We start from the raw sequence: 18,926 nt of genomic DNA on the forward strand, positions 1-18,926 counted from the left end.
GGATATCTATTTTAAAAGTGGATATCTATTACATATTTACTATGTCTGATGTAATAGATATTAAGCAATATCAGTTCAAAAGCTTCCATGAAAAAGTATATTTAACACTTATTTTAAGTTGTCCACGATCCAGTTTCGTACCTCAGCATAAACCTCGTCTGATACCTCTTTCAAACCGTGTCCCGCGCTTTCGTATATTTTGATTCTTTTAGGCTCGTGTGCCATATTATACGCATATACCGAACTGCGCGGAGGTAAGGTTTCATCTGCTTCACCATGAATTAAAAGTACTGATGTGCTCTCAGGAAGAAGAGAGATCGGACTGATTCCATAGCTCTGGGTGGCTAGCGTAACTACGGTTTTCACACTCCTGTCGTTAAATGCAGCCTGAACGACAACTGCACCTCCAAAAGAGTGCCCTATAAGTCCAAAGCCCCTGAGATTCTCAGCTTTTAAAAACCCAAGCCCTACAAGCACATCTACTACAGCCTCAGTCAGGTCCGTAGGATACCTGAAACTTACTCTTAGCGAACTTATTCCGGCTTCCTTTAAATCGGCACATAAACGAGGATATAAGTCCTCGGCAGGAGTATCGAAACCGCCTCCAATTCCCCCGACCAGAATTACCCCTTTATCGGCCTTTTCTGCCCTGTAATAGTGACAATCAATCCTTCCACGGCTGGTATATATTTTAACCAGTTCAAATGAGTCTCTGGTTTCTCTTTTTAAATCAAGAATAGCAACTTCCAGCGGCTCTTCCGTGATTTCAGTCTTCTTTGTGCCCTGCATAGATGTAATCTAAAACTCCTGCTTATTAGGCGTTTACGGGTACGCTAAATTATTTGGTAACATGACAAAAGAGCCGCAATAAAGGTTTTAAATGTTTATTACGGCTTTAAAATCTTTTTACCGGGAATGTTCAGGGCAAGAATATGGTCATCCCCAGGACGAAGAGATCAAAGGAACGTATTTACAGGCGCAATAAAAAACATAACTTTAATTAAAAATATGAAGAATAAAGCACGACTTTACTGATAATAACCGGAGTTATTACATGGAAAATATTAAGGAATTTTTTAAGAACGATAATTTTGCTGCAATTTCAGGAATCGAACTTCTGGAAGTCTCTCCAGGGTATGCAAAAGCCATAATGAATATAGAAGAAAAACACCTTAATGCCCTGAAAACCGTCCAGGGAGGTGCATTATTTACCCTTGCAGACCTTGCTTTTGCTGCAGCATCAAATGCATACGGCACGGTTGCTGTGGCTATCAATGCAAACATCTCTTTCGTAAAAGCCGCAACAGGCAAAACTGTCACAGCCGAAGCAAAAGAAACATCAATAAATCCCAAAATCTCAACATATACTGTAAACATAACTGATGATAAAGGAGACCTCGTAGCAATATTTCAGGGTATGGGCTACAGGAAAAAGATTTCACTTGATGACCTTACTCACAATTGAATTCAACAGGATATGTCTCAGCAGGTGTGGTAAAAAGTACCTGATAGCAGATAGCTAAGTAGAAAGTATAATGGGAGATGTCTAAGTAGAAAATATAATGGAAGATGTCTAAGTAGAAAATCGGCCGGAAAAGTGAACTTCCAGAAGGTTTTCTGCTAAAACCTCTTTAAAATCGTTCTGAAATGTAACCATCAGAAATATAATAACACACCGCATTGTAAACAGAATTTAAATTTAAAACAAAATCTTAGTTTAAAATAGACTTTAAGCTTAAAAGAGAGTTAATTAAAAGAGATTAATTTAAAAGAAAATCAATTTAAAACAGAGTCAATTTAAAAAAGGTTTAAAAGGATTTTCAATGCGACTGCCGGGATTCGAACCCGGGTTCTAAGCTTGGGAAGCTCAGGTCATAGCCACTAAACCACAGTCGCGTAAAGGATGTAAAGAAGTGCTGTGTTATTCTTCTCATGCATCTTTTAGATATTAAAGGTTTCGGTAATAAGGAGGGGACGGCGGGAAGCTGTTTTATGGGAGCGAGAGGTAAAATTCTATTTCTGAAATTTGAGGGTGCAAAGCGATAAAGACCTGGGAATAGAATAATAGTGTAGAGAAAAATTTCAAAGCGTTTTTTCGGGGAGAGGGCAATGGCTCGGTTCATAGAGCTTGCGGAGATTTTTGAGGAGCTTGAGAAGATAACATCTCATAAGGAAATCGTCAGGAAAATTGCTAATTTTTTCTAGGAGCTCGAAGGAAAGGAGGTAAAGGATAGCGCATACCTCTTTCTCGGGAGCATAGGGCCTGCCTTTGAGAATACGACACTGGGAGTAGGGGATAAGCTTGCTTTAAAAGCTATTGCCGGGGCATACGGAGTTTCCGAAGAGGAAGTTAAAAAAAGATATTCAATGACAGGGGACCTCGGGGATGTGGCATTTGAATTAAACAGGGGAGAAGAAAAATCGCTGACAATTGATGAAGTATTCGGAAGGCTCAGAGAGATGAAAGAAACTTCAGGAAAAGGAAGCCAGGAGGAAAAAACCGGACTGCTTTCCAACATCTTGCAGCGAGCCAGCCCGGAAGAGGGGAAATACATAGTCAGGATTGTACTTGGAAAGCTCAGGCTAGGGTTTGGGGACCAGTTTCTGCTTGAGGCATTTTCTATTGCTTTTACAGGGGATAAAAAATATACCGCGAAGATCAAGGAAAGCTATAGCGTCTGCACTGATATCGGAGAGCTTGCAGAATCCCTTGCAGAACATGGACCGAGAGCTCTTGGGCGCTTTTCCATAAAACTGGGCCGGCCTGTCAGGTCAATGCTCGCTCAGCGCGTGGAAACTTTCGAAGAGCTTGAAAAGAGAATTTCCGGAAAAAAAGCAGCCGAAGAAAAATATGATGGAGAGAGGGTACAGATCCATAAAGACGGAGACGAGATTAAAGCCTTTTCTCGAAGGCTTGAAGACATAACTGCCCAGTACCCTGATCTTGTAGAAGCTGTCAGGAAAGGCGTTCACGCGGATAAAATAGTACTTGACGGAGAGATCATTGCATACGTTGAAGGCAGGGAAGCCGGCGACTCTACTGGAGAATTCTATTCGTTCCAGAGACTGATGCAGAGGCGCAGAAAGTATGAGGTTCAAAAATATACTGAAATCTGCCCTGTTGCCGTATTCTTTTTCGATATCCTGTACCTGGAAGGGAACTCCCTCCTGAAAGAGTCTTACCCGAAAAGAAGGGCTCTTCTCGAAGAGCATATAAAGGAATCTAGAGTGATTCGCCTGGCTAGAAGAATTGTTACTGACAATCTTGAAGAGATCGAGGATTTTTTCAACGAGACTCTGGAAAAGAGGCTTGAAGGAATTATAATCAAATCTATGGATAACAATTCGGTTTACGAGGCTGGAAAAAGGAGCTGGCTCTGGCTCAAATGGAAAGAAGAATATGCAGAAGGAATGAGGGAGACCTTTGACCTCGTAGTCATAGGAAGATATTACGGGCGGGGAAAAAGGAAAGGATCATTTGGAGCTCTCCTCTGTGCAGTTCTCAACGAAGAGGAGCAGCGTTTTGAAACTTTTACAAAAGTAGGGACAGGGTTCACAGAAGAAGATGCAAGAGAAATCGACAGCCTGCTTTCAGGGCATATTATCACCGAAGTCCCGAAAAATGTACTCGTAAAAAATAGAATGTTTCCGGATATTTTCATAGAGCCTGCTGTGGTTATTGAAGTGCTTGGCATGGAAATCACGGAAAGCCCCGGGCATACTGCCGGACAGGGAGAAGGAAATACAGGACTTGCTCTGCGCTTTCCTCGCTTTCTACGCATAAGGTACGATAAAGGGCCTTATGATATCACTACAGTCAGAGAAGTTAGGAATTTGAAGGAAGGCGTGGGCGTTTAAGATTTATGCGGAAACGAGAGACAGAAACCGAAGAATGACAGGGAAAGTAAAATATAAGGGGCAGGAGGAAGCAATTGAGAAATCGCGAAGTTGCCGAGTTATTTTACGAAGCTGCCGATATTCTTGAATACCAGCAGGTTGAGTGGAAACCACGGGCTTATCGGAAAGCAGCCCAGATGATAGAAAACCTCGGGCAAGATGTAGAAAGTATTTATGCCAGGGAAGGGAAAGCCGGGTTGACCGAAATTCCAGGAATTGGGGAATCCATTGCCGACCACATTGCTGAGTATCTGGAAACAGGCAAGGTGGAGAAATTTGAAAAGCTTAAAGGTAAAGCCCCTTCAGGCACTGCGGAGCTGATGGAAATCCGGGGGCTTGGGGCTAAGAAAATGAAAAAGCTTGCCGACACCCTTGGAATAAGGACGCTTTCAGACCTTAAAAACGCAATCACTGCTCACAGGCTCAGGAGACTCGAAGGATTCGGGGAGAAAAGTGAGGAGAATCTGGCAAGGGCAATTGAGCAGTATGAGAAAAGCCACACCCGGATAGCTCTCGGAAAGGCACTTCCACTTGCAGAAGAGGTTATATCCGCTTTAAAAGCCCGATGTGATAATACAAACTCTAAAATCGAGCTCTCTAAGATAATTTACACAGGTTCGCTTCGCAGGTTGAAAGAAACAATCGGGGATATCGATATCCTGGCAGAAGCCGAAAAAGGAGAGGCCTTGAAGGTTATGGACTGTTTTGTCTCCCTTCCCGATGTCGATCAGGTTATCGTAAAAGGCAGCACAAAAAGCAGCGTAATTCTAAGAGAAGGGACCGCTATTGACCTGAGAGTAGTCCCACCTGAAAGTTACGGAGCAGCTCTTCAGTATTTCACGGGCTCAAAGGAGCACAATATAGAACTCAGGAATATTGCCATTAAAAAAGGTTACAAGCTTTCGGAATACGGGCTGTATTTAAAAGAGTCAGGAAAACAAATTACAGGAAGCAGTGAAGAAGAGATTTATGAAAAACTTGGCCTTGCATACATCCCGCCCGAACTTCGGGAAAACAGGGGAGAAATTAAAGCCGCTGCAAAAAATGCCCTGCCCAAACTGATAGAAGCAGGCGATCTCAGGGGAGATCTCCACATGCATACACACTACAGTGAAGGAAAAGATAGTCTGAAAACAATGATAGGAAGAGCGGAAGCCCTTGGTTATGAATACATTGCAGTAACCGATCATTCCCGTTCTCAGAAAGTTGCCAATGGCCTGGAGATCGAAAGATTAAAAGCCCAATGGGAAGAAATCGACAAACTCTCAAAACGATTCAGGATAAAAATTCTCAAAGGGTCGGAGGTTGATATCCTGAAAGATGGAAGCCTGGACTACCCGGATGAAGTCCTCAAAGAACTTGATGTTGTCGTGGGGTCTGTACATTCCGGTTTTGCATTCCCTGAAAAGAAAATGACCGAAAGGATTGTCACAGCTCTGGAGAACAGGTATCTTGATATCCTTGGTCATCCATCAGGCAGGCTGCTTGGGAAGAGGGAGCCTTATGCCGTTAATTTTGAAAAAGTTTTTGAAGCCGCGGCTGCAAACAGAAAAGTGATTGAGATCAACAGCCAGCCCACAAGGCTTGACCTCAATGATGAACTCATCCTGCGCGCAAAAACCTTTGGACTTAAATTCTGTATCTCCACCGACAGCCACTCTACCACAGGCCTTACCTTCATGCGGTACGGTATAGGACAGGCACGTCGCGGCTGGCTAGAAAAAGAAGACGTGGTAAACACCTACCCCTACTCCAGGCTTAAAGAAGTTTTCAGAAAACCCAGGCCGTGACCGGATTGTGCCGCAAAAGTGCGCCGGTTGATCACGCCGCTTCCAGGGGTTTTCAATCAAGTCTTTTCATAAAAAGCTTGCGGGCAAGCCATTATAAAAAAAGGGCTGTGCCACCTGACCCATAACAAAATTCAGATAAATTAACCCCTGAGTGAGTTCAACTCAGTTTTTCTTGACCATAATCCAGCCCTCTTGAGCGAAGCGAAAAGGACACCGTGCTGTTGTGATCGCATCGCAACTCCCAGAAAATCAGAGATTTTCTGTGATCCCGAAGCGGAATTCCGGCAGAAAGACTAATAAAGGAGTAAAAGTTCAAATTGATACAAAATCGATTAAACAAAAAGCAGAAAAAGGTAATAATATGGTTTCAAAGGATCTTCCCTTCACCAAAGAGGATATTCTGGAAATAATGAAAAAGTATCCCACCCCTTTTCATATCTACGACGAAAAAGCCATTCTGGAAAATGCGCGGAAAATGAAAGCAGCCTTCAGGGAAGTTCCCGGCTTTAAAGAGTTTTTTGCCGTAAAAGCCCTTCCAAACCCCTTTATTCTTAAAATCCTCAAAGAAGAGGGTTTCGGTGCGGATTGCAGTTCTTTGCCTGAGTTAATTCTTGCTGAAAAAGCCGGAATGACCGGGAAAGACATAATGTTCAGCTCAAACGATACTCCCTCTGATGAGTTCATAAAGGCAAAGGAGCTTGGAGCATACGTAAACCTTGATGATATAAGCCATATTGACTACCTTGAGAGGCATGCCGGACTTCCGGAAATTGTCTGCTTCAGGTACAATCCCGGCCCCCTTAAAGGAGGAAATGCCATTATAGGAAAGCCGGAAGAGGCGAAGTATGGTTTTACCCGGGAACAGATGTTTGAAGGCTATCGCATACTCAGGGACAGGGGAGTAGAGCGTTTCGGAATGCACACAATGGTGGCCTCAAACGAATTAAATCCTGATTACTTTGTGGAAACCGCAAGAATCCTTTTCGAACTCATAGTTGAAATCTCAAAGGAACTCAACGTAAAGTTCGAGTTTGTAAACCTCGGTGGAGGCATAGGCATCCCCTACAGGCCTGAGGAGGAACCTGTTTCCTTCGAAGCCGTGGCAAAAGGTGTCAAAGAAGCTTACGAAGCCACAATCACGGCTAACGGACTTTATCCGCTAAAAGTCTTCCTGGAATGCGGCCGTGTGATCACAGGCCCCTATGGATACCTGATTTCCCAGGTAAGGCATCTCAAACATACCTATAAGGATTATGTTGGGATGGACTCCTGTATGGCCAACCTGATGCGTCCGGGCATTTACGGAGCCTATCATCATATAACCGTGCTCGGAAAGGAAAACGCATCCCCTGTCCGCGAGTATGACGTAACCGGCTCCCTGTGCGAAAACAATGACAAATTCGCAATCGACAGGCCGCTTCCAGAAATCGAGATAGGGGATATCCTTGCAATTCACGATGCAGGCGCGCATGGGCACGCTATGGGTTTCAATTATAACGGAAAACTCCGTTCTGCCGAACTCCTTCTCAGGAAGGACGGAAGCGTTATGCAGATCAGGAGAGCCGAAACTATTGAGGATTACTTTGCAACCCTCGATTTTGAGCAGTTGAAGGAGTTCAGGTAAGTCCAATAAGGCTCTGCACTCCGAATTTTTCCTGTTTTACTTGCTTTTTTATTTACCTTTTTATTCACATAACTACTAAACCATTCTTCTCCTTAAATTACCAGACTCTTCGTATTTCAGGACGTTACATGATAAAAAGTCCGTTTTCTCTGCCGCAACCGGAACAGAATTAATTTCAGTGTTCCAGAATATAATGGCTAAATGAAATAAACAGGAACTCACTTTAGTTCCGCAGAGTAGAGAGTTGCACCGCATGACCAAAAACCGGATGCTTAGCGATAAGGGCCAAATAGTCGTAAATAATCTTGCTTGAAAGTGGAGCGCCGTTGCAGGAATCAAGTAATTTTGAGGGAAGCAAATAAACTTTAGACAGTTATAGCGAAAACTCTACTATTAATGTGCTACTTTAACCTTACATTTTCACTCAAAAAGATTGTGTGCTTAATAGAAAAACGCCAAATCCCTGGAATTGCCAGTGTTAATTAACTAAAAGTTTTAGTAAGAAAAAGTAGCAATTCTAATAAAAAAATTGCATCTGTTATCGGGCAAGTACATTTATTTAGAAATATAAGTTCCAAAAATATAATTGTTGGGAGGAGCCATTTTTACGAAAAAAATAAAAATAATTATGCAATTATAATATAAGGAAATTAAGAGGGAGGAGGAAATGTTTACTAGACGCAATATATTAATTTCTTTTGTAACTCTACTGGCTTTAATAGCCATGTTTGCACCTGCTGCGTCTGCACAGGATACAGTGGAACTGGGGCTTTCTGTTTCACCGGAAAATATTGTAGTCGGAAGTAATTCCAAATGGATGTCAGTAGTTTTCCATGTGGAAGACGCATATGTAGGCTGCCCCTACACCGCAGAAAATCTTCTGCCTGATACCATCACCCTTGAAGTAGAGGATAATCAGGGGACTGTGAATTATATCGGAGTCGCAGAATATGATCGGTATGAGATAACCGATGCAGAAAAAGATGGCAGTGACCAAGAACTGGTTCTGATATATGCGAAAACCGACCTGTTAAATGGATTAAACCTTAAAGACCCTAACTTGAAGTTTCTGAAATTTAGAGCTGCAGGAGACATTGCAGGTGGAAACCACTTCATAGCTAGTTACGACGCCAAGGTAACACAGATAAAAGGCGGACAAAGTGGCCGGAGATAAATCGATAAAGACTTCACAGAACCGTGTTTACTCCGGGGAACTCATCTCGTGATGTAATAAAAACGGAATGAAGTCGCCAGATAGAGAAAAAAATTGTGTTGAGTGCTAAACCCGTTAGTGCTAAACCCACTAAAACTAGAATCCTTGTTCCCTGAGGGTTCGATCTGAAAAGATTATATCTACTGGAAAATCCAATCCCCTAAAACAGTCCGAAGAACAAATTTAATTCCAGAGCCGGGGCATTTACAAACTCCGGCCCTGAAAGCTTTTTCTGTTTCCTTCAGGACTTTTCTCTTCGGGCAGACTCCCGGTCAAAAAAGATATTTTTTCCTGTAACGCTTAACGGAAGTCCCATAGCCACATCCGCATCTATAATTTTGAAATAGCACGCCGCAGCGCCTGCGGAATAAAGGATGCGGTTGTCGACACAGAGGTCCTTTGCTTTTGCTGCTGCCGAGCCCACCGCAATTCCAAGGTCAAGGTACTTGATCATGCACTGGGGGCCAAGAAATTCTTTCTGCACCTTTCCGTGTTCAAGCATTTCCTTACAGGTTGCAAACCCGCAGGCTCCGCAGTCCAGGTTGCTTACGCCGGAAGCTTTCAGCCCTATAAGGGCGATTGTATCAGCGTCCCTGACATTTCCGGCGTCCCGAAGAAGGAACTTCAGGCCCTTGATTTCGCTTAATTCTTCCATCTCATCAGCAAGCTCAGCTTTTTCTTCCTGAGACAGAAGGCAGGTTATAATGTCGTCAATGCCTTTTCCTTTTGGGGCTGTCCGGGCAGCAGTAAGAATTATTTTTGCAAGCAGTTCAACGGATTCAAGTTCGGGATTCTGTTTCATGGCAGGAAGTTGAAAACAATATTATTTATAACTAAACCAGCTGGGGTGATTTTACAGTCTTCGTTTACGGTTCTTGCTTTTCACAAACTTATTTAGATACTCAGGCAGAGATATCAATGATCAGATATGACTCCCGAGGAAGCCGCAAAAAGAAAAACAGAATGGGTTGCAAAGATGAAAAAGGAAGGCAGGATGAAAGAGGATATGACCGAAGACCACAAGTCCTGTCTTAATGCCCTGCAAAATCCGGTCCGCAGAAATATTCTTAAAGCCCTGGTAGAGCATAAGAAGTCACTGGAAGAAATCAAAGTCCAGTTCAAGCTCACAGATTACCAGGCAAGTTACAACCTCAATATGCTGGAAAGTACCCTCTGTATTGGAAAAGAGGAGAGCGAAGGAGTTACATATTATGTCCTGACCCCGAGGGGAGAAGGGTACGTGGAAAATGTAGAGCTGAAAAAGTAAAAGTGCCTGGAAGCAGCAAATAAATATGGAGATGATTCAGGAGATATATTTTTCACATTTTTATATTCACATTTTTGTTCCGAAATCTTTGAATTTATCTGCCTGAGAAAATAATTGGAGATTCAGAACCGGGATTGTAAACCCGGGTCGAATTCTCCAAGACGTCAAAGATTTCCGGATTAAACAACTTTAAATTCCCTCATATTTTTTCAGGATATCTTCAAAGGAATCCATGACAGTTTCAAGTTTCTCTCTTCCAAGACCAAAGGTGCTGAGTTTGAAATATTTGGTGAGCCCGGATTTTATGCCATGAATATTGCGTTCCTTGAGTTCCCTGTAGAGGAAGTATCTTCCGTTCTTGACTTTCTCAGAGATCTCATAGAAACGTGGGGCTTCGAAGAACATCAGGTCATGAGAATGAGGTTTCTGCCCGCGCTGGATAAAGCCCATTTCCTCAAGCCTTGCCGAGAACCAGCGGGCATTTTCGACCTCCTGGTCCCAGTTGCGAACACGCTTTACCACATCCGGGAAAGAAGCAATGAGAGTCATAACCGTAGCGCCCCTTGCCGTGCATCCCAGAAACTCAACTTCTTTTACCTTGTTGTGTCTGGATTTCCTGAATACTACAGGAGCATACTCTTCACTTACCCCTAGCACTCCGACAGGCCCTGATGCAGCCATTGATTTATGACCGCTGCCTACAATGAAGTCGGCACCGATTTCTTTTGCAGATACTGGCATTCTTCCGACTGCGTATGCACCATTCAGGAGAAGCGGGACATTGTATTCATGGCATACAGACGCTATCTTTCCTGCATCGGGCAGGTTTCCATAGCTTCCATCCGGATATGTTACAAGTGCAAGGACAGGCGGTTTTCCACTTTCCTTCGTGACCTCTTCGATTGACGTGGCATATCCTTCAGGATCAAGGTAATAATCGGGGCTGCCTGAATGCGGTACTGCTTTGACATTGAGGCCTGCTCTTTCGGCTGCAACATAAGAAGAATAATGCGCAAGGCCATCGAGCACGATCCAGTCACCTGGCTTTCCGATAGAATGCATGACAGCAAACTTGGACTCCCGTGCCCCGTTTGTGACCCGCGCCTCGTCACAGCCAAGGAACTCGGGAAGGGCCTGGTGTACGAAATCATGAATCGGAGGTTTTTTTATCAGATCCAGAACCCCTCCACAGAAATCACATACAGAATACCCGTCTCCCCATTCTACAAGAGCCTGTTTTGCAGCCCCGGTCAAAAGCCCGCCTGTCTGAAGAGGGTCGATATTTATGCTGCCCAGGGTTTCTCTTTTTATAAAACCAAACTTCTGAAGGGATGAGTCGTCAAGTTTCATTTTCATTCATACCTCAATCTTAATTAGGTTAATTTATGATTTTTAAGTTGCAGATGCGATCCTTAAACTAAAAAGAATAGGTATATTGTATCCAGTTAATACTTCCGGATAGATACCTCATTTGAGATTTCTTACTTATCCCGGATACGCACAGAATTCATAAAAAAGTATTCCAGAAATCCTTCAGCTTTAAAGATATAGCAGAAGCTCACGAAATACTATCAGGAGCCCCCTACTGGAAAGTTCCGGCCTGGCCGGAAAAGGAGAGCAAAACGCCTTTAATAAGACGTTATGCAGTCATTTTTTTCAGGATTTCAGGCGTTTACTGCCTTGCTAAAGACATCGGTAAACTCGTCGCATTGAGCAATTATTTTCGAAGCAGCTTCCTTTAGGACCTCAATAGGATTTGCACCATAGGTCTTGATGTAAAGAATCGGCTCACTTATGCTCACATATTTCATATCATAGAAGGCAACCTCAACCCTCTCGTCCCTTATCAGGAGGTCCTTAAGCATATTGAGAAGGGTATGTGTCTCGCCTTTGAGCTCGACTTCAAGCTCGTTGTCTGTTTTGGAAAGAATGTTCAGTTCCATTGGTGATCACCTGTGAATGGTGAGTAATATATTTTATTGTGCAGAAACCCATACCTGCAGGAAGAAAGAAATTACTGGATTCCTTTCCCGTACTCGGTTGAGATTTTGCGGGTTTCAGTCATATTGCAGACCGGGCATTTAAGCTTTTTCCCTTCAAGCACAAGTTCTCCTCTGCAATTTGAGCAGTAGGCTTTTACAACTCCGAGGGAATCTCCAGCCGTTGTCAGGCGCATTCTCTCAGCGTCGATAACTCTGGCCCGGATTATATCAGAGGGCCTGAATTCGTCTGAAAGTCTCTTAACGTAAGAGTCCCGTACATTTGATACGTGGACGTCTCCAGTCCTCACGTTGACGATTTCCCGGTCTTCTTTGCCTTCAATTCCTGCAACTTCTACCATCGCCCCGGACTCGCGTACGTCAATTATCTTTCCATACACAATGTCCCCTACTTTAAGGATATTCGGGGTGAGCGTGCTTGGCCTGACCGAGACTATTCTTGCTTTTCTGTCAATAATAACGTTTCCGGTAGCTGTAGAGTAAATATCTCCGGCAGAAACGGTCGTTCCTTCTCCGGGCTTGAACTCCTCTGTAGTTCCAACGAGTTCTCCAGGGAGAACAAAGCCTCCTTTTTCAAGCTCTTCTTCCGGTGTCGCGGGTTCAGAGGGGATTCTGGACTCAGACATATCCGTCCTTTCCCTGGGAGCTTTTTTCGAATAAGGGAACCTTCTTTTCTTCCCCTGGTCTCCCCTGAACTGATCCTTGGATTGTTCCCTGGACTGACCTTTAAACTGGTCCCTGGACTGCCCCCTAAACTGGTCCCTGGGCTGGCCTTTAAACTGGTCTCTGGACTGCTCCCTGGATTGACTTTTAACCTGTTCCCTGGATTGTTCCCTGGGCTGGGCCTTAAACTGATCTCTGGACTGGCCTTTGAATTGGTCCCTGCTTTCTGAAGCGATTTGAGCTGCCTTTTCGGCAACTGGCTTTCCTTCGCTCGGGCCAGTCAATTTCTTTCTCGTAGTTTTACTTTTTCGGATTCTAATCATAATCCCTCATTTGAATTATCGTTAATAGTCAGTATAAATCGTAATCGCAGCAACTGTCACTAATATAGAATGCTGGCAACCATCAAATCAAATACTGGCAACCATTCAATCGACAGATAATCAACCTCAGAAGAGGGGATAGATTATTGCGTTCGTATATCTGCCATTTTTTGTCCCTAGTGACATACCGTATAGTTCGATAATACACAGGCATATTTATTATAAGCAGTGTTATCGTTCGCCTTTTGAGGTAAATCCCTGACACTGGCGCTATAAAAACCGATGCCTTAAACGGTACTGCGTCTGGATTATCCGGAGACCGTAATCCTGTAGATTTCGACCTCAATAACCTCTCTTTCTTTTTTATGGAAATCGAAGATTCGTTTTATAGGGAATTTCGCAACGTACGAATGTGTAATGACCGCAGGCTTAATGAACTTTTGGATAAAAGCAAGGCTTCCGCGGTTGTGAATTGAATATATCACTTCACTTGTTCTTAATGCTGACGAAAGAAAAGGCCTGTCCCTGCCTTTCACTCTTGCCCCGAAAGGAGGATTCATAACCGTGGTTTTTACGTGCTCTGTAATGTCGGAAATATCCGATAATACGAACTCGACTTCAACTCCGAGTTTTCTGGCATTTCTTTTTGCGATCTCAAGGGCTTTTTGATCCGTATCATATCCCACAACCTTTCTGGCTCCCAGAAGCTTCGCCCCGATTGCAAGGATTCCGGTACCGCAGCCCAGATCCTGCACCGAGTCGTCAAGATCTCCCTGCATATAAGCAAAGTGAAGAATCTCCGCAGCCAGAAGAGGAGGAGTCTGGTACTGTTCCAGTTCCAGTTCGGGATCGGAGAAGTTTTCCAATTCTTCAAGCAGCATCTCAAGTTTTCTTTGTTTCATTTCATCGACTTTAATTCCTTATTTACTTATATTTTAATTCTTTATTTATATATTTAAGTACTTAATTTATATGTGTCACGACAGGGAGTAAAAAATTATACCGGTTCCTCGGTAATTTCATCGAGCACAAGGTTTTCCCATTCCCGTTCTCCAAGCACGATCTCAAATTCCTGGGGCGTAAGCATGGGTGAGGGAAAACGCCCGACCTCATCGATTGCAAGCCTCGGGCAGGCAGTATTCACGAAAGCATCCACCTTGAACTGGAGAAGCTGATCCGGAGTTACAAGATCAATCAGGATAAGGTGTGCCTCTTTTCCATGCTTTTTCGCAAGCGCTTTCAAAGAAGAGGCCAGTTCCATTCTTTCCTGTCCGTTTTTGCTTGAGACGATTATCCCGAAAACCTCCGCATCCAGGGACTTTGCAATTACCGCACTCCGCTGGCGAAGGATTTTTGAAGGATCCACCTCGCGAACTTCCCCGGAAAACGGATCGGCTGCAAGAACACGCTTTTTTGTGGAAAGGGCCACACCTAAGGGATGGAAATCCCCGGTTCCGATATAGAGGTACTCGTCACAGACCTCGTCCCTTGCTGCTGAAAAATTGCAGCCGAGTACCTGGCCCGGATATGCAAGCCTTGAATCTCCGCGCCCGATTACGCAGGTCTTTCCATTAGCATTGAGAACATTGCAGGCTTCAGGGAGCTTATGGACATGCTGGACAGTAGTGATCAGCCCTATAACCTGCCCTTTAAGTTCAGAGACAGCCTTTTCAACAACAGGCCGAATGTCAACTGCAGAACGTGTTTCTATGAAATAGACCTTCTCGGAAAGTTTCGTATCTTCCAGCTCGGCATGCCCGAAGTGGAAAAGAATCTCAACCTGCTCGAGCAAAGTCCTATCCAGATCACACGCCCCAAAACAGGGGTCTCCGGAGATAATAATTTCGGCGCAGGTAGCCTCTTCAACCTTTTTTGCGAGCTCCGGGCCTTTTCTTTTGAGCCCTTCAGGAAACTGGAAACCTACGGTTTTCGCCCCCAGTTTATTTATTACACTGATAATATAGTCAGGCCTCAAGTCAAACGCTTCACTCGTCCCCATTCACTCGTCCCCAAAGACATTCTTAATCTCCACGCCTTTCTCGCTCACGTCGATTGTAACGAGAATTTTGGGCTCAACCCCGAGCTCCTTTATTTGTAAATAACCGGCTCCACGCCCGATAACGGAAATGACATCCAGAACCTCTACACCCATAGTTTTCAGGGCTTTTACGAGTGCTATCAGTGTCCCGCCAGTGCTAATTACGTCATCCACGATAATTATTCTGTCCCCTTTTTTAAGCCCGTTTATGTAGAGAACCCCTTTCGAATACCCTGTGCTCTGAGAGAGTTCCACCTCTCCTTCAAGGTAGTAGGGACGCTTCCGAACAATGGTCAATGGAATCCCGGTTTTCAGTGAGAGGGCATTTGCCACAGGAATACCCATAGCCTCTATGGTAACAATAGTGTCAATTTTTTTAATATCGGTAATCTGGAGAATATATTCGGCGATCTCTTCAACCATATGGGGGTCTATGGATGGTACACCATCAGAGATAGGATGGATAAAGTAATTGTATTCTCCTCGCTTGATCACAGGAGAATTAATGAGTGAGGTTTTCAGTCTTTCAAGCATAGTATTAACTCTTTTTTGGCTGTTGCGATATTCCGGGAAGTAAGAAGTTCTGAAATTAAGCCTGCTCCCTCAAGTATATTGTTTCCCGAAGCTATGATGTAGGAATACAAACCAGCTGCCGGGAAAGATAAGTCGATTTCAGGAAAACATCAAAGTACTTGATATAGCTTTGGTTTTCCGGTTCCAGCTCATTAATATTCAGGGTGCAGGAAATTTATAATAAATAGTTATCTCAGTGTTAATAAGTTTAAGGATAGGCGTGAAGGGAATTAAGAATAGCAAAATTAAGGGATTCATTAATCCCTTTGACCCAGCAGTGACTCACGTAATTCTGTAGCAACCGGATCATTGAGCTTGATCTGGTAAAGGCTTAGGAGAAGCTTTAATAACTCATCGAAGTAGGCCTCACTTTTGCGAAAGTCTGCATAGACCCTGCCCTGCAATAAGATCGGAAAAGCTGACTTATCAGTACCTTCCAGAAGGACAGGCAGCACACTTTCCTTTTCGGTTTCAGTACCGATCATCCGTTTGCCAATTAAATCTCCTTCAGCTGCGACGACAAAACCCCTCATCGGCTCACTGTTATCATATTTCTTCCTGTATAGAGGTGTACCTACAACAAGAACCCGGTCAGTCTTCCCAACACTCTCCACAAACCTTGGTACACTGGCACCGATGCGCGCGTTTTCCCATCGATCCAGCACCACCATGATACCTGCCTTCTGCAAATCCTTAGCCAGACTACGCTCCACCCAAAGTTCTTGGTCTGGATTGCCCCATGCATAGCTAATGAAGCATTCCAGTGAGACGATTTCTTGATCCGTCACATACGATTTCAGGCGGAAGAGCACCTGCTCAAACCGAGATCGCTGATCCGCTGCACGGCGGTTTGCTTCCACTTCTTCCGCCTGTCTCTTGGTGAGTTGAATCGGCTGATCAGCTTTCGGGAGCACTATTTTTTCCCCACAGTCATTGCAGAAAGTAAACTTAGCTCCGCTAGCCATTTTTTGTCGGACCACTGCACGATTAAGAGTGTGCCCCTTCGCGCATACAACTGGCTCATAACGTCTTACTGTAAGATTGCGGCGGGCCAAGAAGTTTTCAAAGAGACTCTGGAAAAGCGTCCGAACTGGGGCGGGGGTGTTCGTACCGAAATACAGAACGAAATCCAGTTCTCCAGCGCGTTCTTCTTCCAGACGGAAGCCGCATACAAGGCCTTTCCCCACCTCGTAACGAGCGTGATTTTGCCAATGGTTTGTGCGAGTAAAGGTCTGTGTGTAACCCATTAGAACCACCAGCGAAGCATACACATTTTCCACGGCACCACTCACCGTGTAGGCCACACCATCTTCAAGATGAGTATTGTCTCCTATCAGAGGCTTCTTCATATTGATAAGTTCAGGGAAAACGAGATATGCATGATTATTCAGCGGATTGGTCTCACGGAAACAAACATTGTGCTCAAGGAATAAGACTGCTCCTGAATCTAGAAGGATATCCTGCTCAGCCTTAGTGAGTTTCTCCAGTTCGGGAAACTTGTATTCACCCGAAAGCAGTCGTTTTTCTTCAAGTGAACCGAGCCCTTCTTGATTCCTGCGGGCTTCTAGCACAAAAGAAGCCGCCAAGTTGTTAAGCAACTCCGGCGCAAGCAGGATACGGGATTCTCCCTTCGAGGTCTTCAGCCACTTCACATACCCGTGATTCTCAAGATGCCCCACTGCAGTCCGCATCTCACCGTCGCTAAACTTCCACTTACGATCCATCTTTTCCAAGCGTTGACGAAGTTCCTTTGGTGTAAGAATCATCTTCCGACGGCGATTGTTCTCTTTCAGATCGAGGACGAAGTCCTTGATCCTCTTGAAGGTCTCTGTGGTGACAGTTGCCGGTTTGGTATCCCAAGGAATCAGACTCTGCATCTCTTGGACCAATTCATCAATTCCTTCACCCAATTTTGCACTGGTGAGCAGGTAGGCCTTGATTCCCCTCTGTTTGCAAAAAGCATCCAGCTCTTCTTTTGTTAGCCGTGGAGTGCCACGATCGGATCGCGTGGCTATCAAAGCGGCAGGTGTTCCACTGGAAGGCTGAGCCTCAACTTTCAATTGTTTTAGCCAGAATTCAACACCACTCAAGGGATCGTCACTACGAGTGGGATCAAAAAGCACGAGCGCCAAGTCCGCATCGTCAAGAAACAACGTGTGAATGAGCCTGTAATCAGGCTGTCCAGCGAGATCCCACAATACTGCTTCACATTGCGCGCCGTCACCCCGTTGCTTGCATAGCTGATTCAGCAACCAGAACTGCTGCCCATGTGTGGAGGAATGCTCCTTGAACTCTCCATGAGCCAGCCTCCAGCCTAGTCCCGTTTTACCGACCCCAGAATCTCCTACCAGCACAATCTTTGCACTTGTGTAAGTTACCGTCGGCACAGCGGATTGACCTAAAAGAACGTCGAGATCCAGTTGCCATATATGAATCACTCTATCTCGTTTGCTCTTTTGAGTTCCAGGGTCCGAACCAACTGTGGCGAGAATTGGAAGATATGGGTGAAAGGCTAAGCCACAAAGACCCCATTCTGACGCCATTTCTGAAATTATTGCTAAGCAGGTTCCATTGCCGCTGCTCCAAATACGGATTGTATTGTCTTCACAGTTACCTTTCGAAGCTAGAAGTTTTCCATCCGACGAAAACATAACACAATTTATAGATCCAGTGTGCCCTTCCAAGGTTCGGATCAGGCGGCCATTATTTGACTCCCAAAGCTCGATAACGTTGCCACTACTTGCGGCTAACATTTTGCTGTGAGAATCAAAGTTAACGCAAAAGTAAATGTTTCTTTGAGTCCCAAACTTAACGGACTGGCTACTCTTTTCTACATCCCACAGTCTTATTGACCTATCATCACTTACACTTGCTAGAGTGCGGTCCATAGGGCTAAAGGTGGTCCCCCATACACGTTCCTTATGACCTTCCAACGTCTGAAGCAACTGGCTTTTATCTGGCTGCCAAATTTTGATAGTTTTGTCAGTGCTGGCTGAAGCTAACCGTCCATCTGGATCAAATGCGACCGCCCATATGTAATCTTCATGGCCTTCTAACGTCTGAACGCAATGGACGCCATCAACCTGCCATAACTTGACAACTTTGTCGAACCCTCCACTTGCTAGGGTGCAGCCAGTCGGATCAAAGGCTACACTTGTAATCCAGTCGGTATGTTCCCTTAACGTGTTTAGACATTCCTCGGACTCGACATTCCATAATCTAATTGTTTTATCTCCCGACGGCGATGCCAACATCCTCCCATCGGGTGACCACGCGATACGCCCAATAGGGCCCGTGTGACCTCGAAGAGTGTGCACGAGTTTTACACCGAGAGGAAGGTTTTTTCTTACTTTATCATCGACATGTTGCCATTTTTCAACGGAGTCATCGATCATATGTATACGATTCTCTTGGCATTTTATTAACGTTTCCAAAATAATCAAAGATAGAATTTACTAGATAACAGCCTTCTATGAAATTAAGGAAAAAAAAAGGTAAAAAAGGTGAAGGCAGGTAAAAAACTTCAATAGCTTTCAAT

Annotated in this window: 14 protein-coding genes, 1 tRNA gene and 1 pseudogene; 6 read left to right on the forward strand and 10 right to left on the reverse strand. The window is 44.4% G+C overall.

Going from position 1 to position 18,926, the window contains the following annotated elements:
• Positions 1-108: 108 nt before the first annotated feature.
• The gene (locus tag ACPK8D_RS07245; RefSeq protein ID WP_424717184.1) at positions 109-789 is read right to left on the reverse strand and encodes an alpha/beta hydrolase family protein; all 681 of its coding nucleotides are present in this window, start codon (positions 787-789) and stop codon (positions 109-111) included.
• A 265-nt stretch (positions 790-1,054) separates the two neighbouring features.
• On the opposite strand from ACPK8D_RS07245, the gene ACPK8D_RS07250 reads away from it, so the two are divergent.
• On the forward strand, positions 1,055-1,465 hold the full coding sequence (locus ACPK8D_RS07250) for a PaaI family thioesterase (RefSeq protein ID WP_424717185.1): 411 nt from the start codon (positions 1,055-1,057) through the stop codon (positions 1,463-1,465).
• A 359-nt stretch (positions 1,466-1,824) separates the two neighbouring features.
• Here ACPK8D_RS07250 and ACPK8D_RS07255 read toward each other — a convergent pair.
• Positions 1,825-1,896, reverse strand: a tRNA-Gly gene (locus ACPK8D_RS07255).
• A gap of 348 nt (positions 1,897-2,244) precedes the next feature.
• Here ACPK8D_RS07255 and ACPK8D_RS07260 point away from each other — a divergent pair.
• From ACPK8D_RS07260 to ACPK8D_RS07275, 4 genes and pseudogenes are all read left to right on the forward strand, one after another.
• A pseudogene (locus ACPK8D_RS07260) lies at positions 2,245-3,858 on the forward strand (ATP-dependent DNA ligase); the annotation flags it as partial.
• 74 nt (positions 3,859-3,932) lie between these two features.
• Positions 3,933-5,687 carry a DNA polymerase/3'-5' exonuclease PolX gene (polX, locus tag ACPK8D_RS07265; protein ID WP_424717186.1) on the forward strand — a complete coding sequence of 585 codons (1,755 nt, stop codon included), beginning with the start codon at positions 3,933-3,935 and terminating at the stop codon, positions 5,685-5,687.
• Between the two features lie 361 nt (positions 5,688-6,048).
• Entirely contained in the window at positions 6,049-7,311 is a 1,263-nt protein-coding gene (locus tag ACPK8D_RS07270) for a diaminopimelate decarboxylase (RefSeq protein WP_424717187.1), read from the forward strand.
• Between the two features lie 667 nt (positions 7,312-7,978).
• Positions 7,979-8,485: a hypothetical protein gene (locus tag ACPK8D_RS07275; RefSeq protein ID WP_424717188.1), complete on the forward strand. Its 507-nt coding sequence runs from the start codon at positions 7,979-7,981 to the stop codon at positions 8,483-8,485.
• A 280-nt stretch (positions 8,486-8,765) separates the two neighbouring features.
• Here the strand turns inward: ACPK8D_RS07275 and ACPK8D_RS07280 are convergent, their stop codons facing one another.
• Complete coding sequence (locus ACPK8D_RS07280) at positions 8,766-9,326, reverse strand: ferredoxin domain-containing protein (RefSeq protein WP_424717189.1); 561 nt, start codon at positions 9,324-9,326, stop codon at positions 8,766-8,768.
• 126 nt (positions 9,327-9,452) lie between these two features.
• Between ACPK8D_RS07280 and ACPK8D_RS07285 the strand changes: the two genes are divergently transcribed.
• Complete coding sequence (locus ACPK8D_RS07285) at positions 9,453-9,791, forward strand: winged helix-turn-helix domain-containing protein (RefSeq protein ID WP_424717190.1); 339 nt, start codon at positions 9,453-9,455, stop codon at positions 9,789-9,791.
• 189 nt (positions 9,792-9,980) lie between these two features.
• Here ACPK8D_RS07285 and pscS read toward each other — a convergent pair whose 3' ends face one another.
• The 7 genes from pscS to ACPK8D_RS07320 all read right to left on the reverse strand — a co-directional run bounded on the left by pscS (position 9,981) and on the right by ACPK8D_RS07320 (position 18,783).
• Positions 9,981-11,141, reverse strand: coding sequence for an O-phospho-L-seryl-tRNA:Cys-tRNA synthase (gene pscS / locus ACPK8D_RS07290; RefSeq protein WP_424717242.1), 1,161 nt, complete (start codon positions 11,139-11,141; stop codon positions 9,981-9,983).
• A 314-nt stretch (positions 11,142-11,455) separates the two neighbouring features.
• Positions 11,456-11,734, reverse strand: a complete 279-nt coding sequence (locus ACPK8D_RS07295) for a DNA-directed RNA polymerase subunit L (protein ID WP_424717191.1) — start codon at positions 11,732-11,734, stop codon at positions 11,456-11,458.
• Positions 11,735-11,805: 71 nt separating this feature from the next.
• Positions 11,806-12,777: an exosome complex RNA-binding protein Csl4 gene (locus ACPK8D_RS07300; protein WP_424717192.1), complete on the reverse strand. Its 972-nt coding sequence runs from the start codon at positions 12,775-12,777 to the stop codon at positions 11,806-11,808.
• A gap of 308 nt (positions 12,778-13,085) precedes the next feature.
• Positions 13,086-13,679: an METTL5 family protein gene (locus tag ACPK8D_RS07305; protein WP_424717193.1), complete on the reverse strand. Its 594-nt coding sequence runs from the start codon at positions 13,677-13,679 to the stop codon at positions 13,086-13,088.
• Positions 13,680-13,774: 95 nt separating this feature from the next.
• A complete protein-coding gene (gene dph2 / locus ACPK8D_RS07310; protein ID WP_424717194.1) occupies positions 13,775-14,776 on the reverse strand; it encodes a diphthamide biosynthesis enzyme Dph2 in 1,002 nt (333 codons plus the stop codon).
• Positions 14,777-15,349: a hypoxanthine/guanine phosphoribosyltransferase gene (gene hpt, locus ACPK8D_RS07315; RefSeq protein ID WP_424717195.1), complete on the reverse strand. Its 573-nt coding sequence runs from the start codon at positions 15,347-15,349 to the stop codon at positions 14,777-14,779. It lies immediately after the preceding gene.
• 296 nt (positions 15,350-15,645) lie between these two features.
• On the reverse strand, positions 15,646-18,783 hold the full coding sequence (locus ACPK8D_RS07320; RefSeq protein WP_424717196.1) for a GTP-binding protein: 3,138 nt from the start codon (positions 18,781-18,783) through the stop codon (positions 15,646-15,648).
• Between the last annotated feature and the right edge of the window lie 143 nt (positions 18,784-18,926).

The sequence above is a fragment of the Methanosarcina sp. genome (assembly GCF_049706645.1).
Taxonomy (GTDB): domain Archaea; phylum Halobacteriota; class Methanosarcinia; order Methanosarcinales; family Methanosarcinaceae; genus Methanosarcina.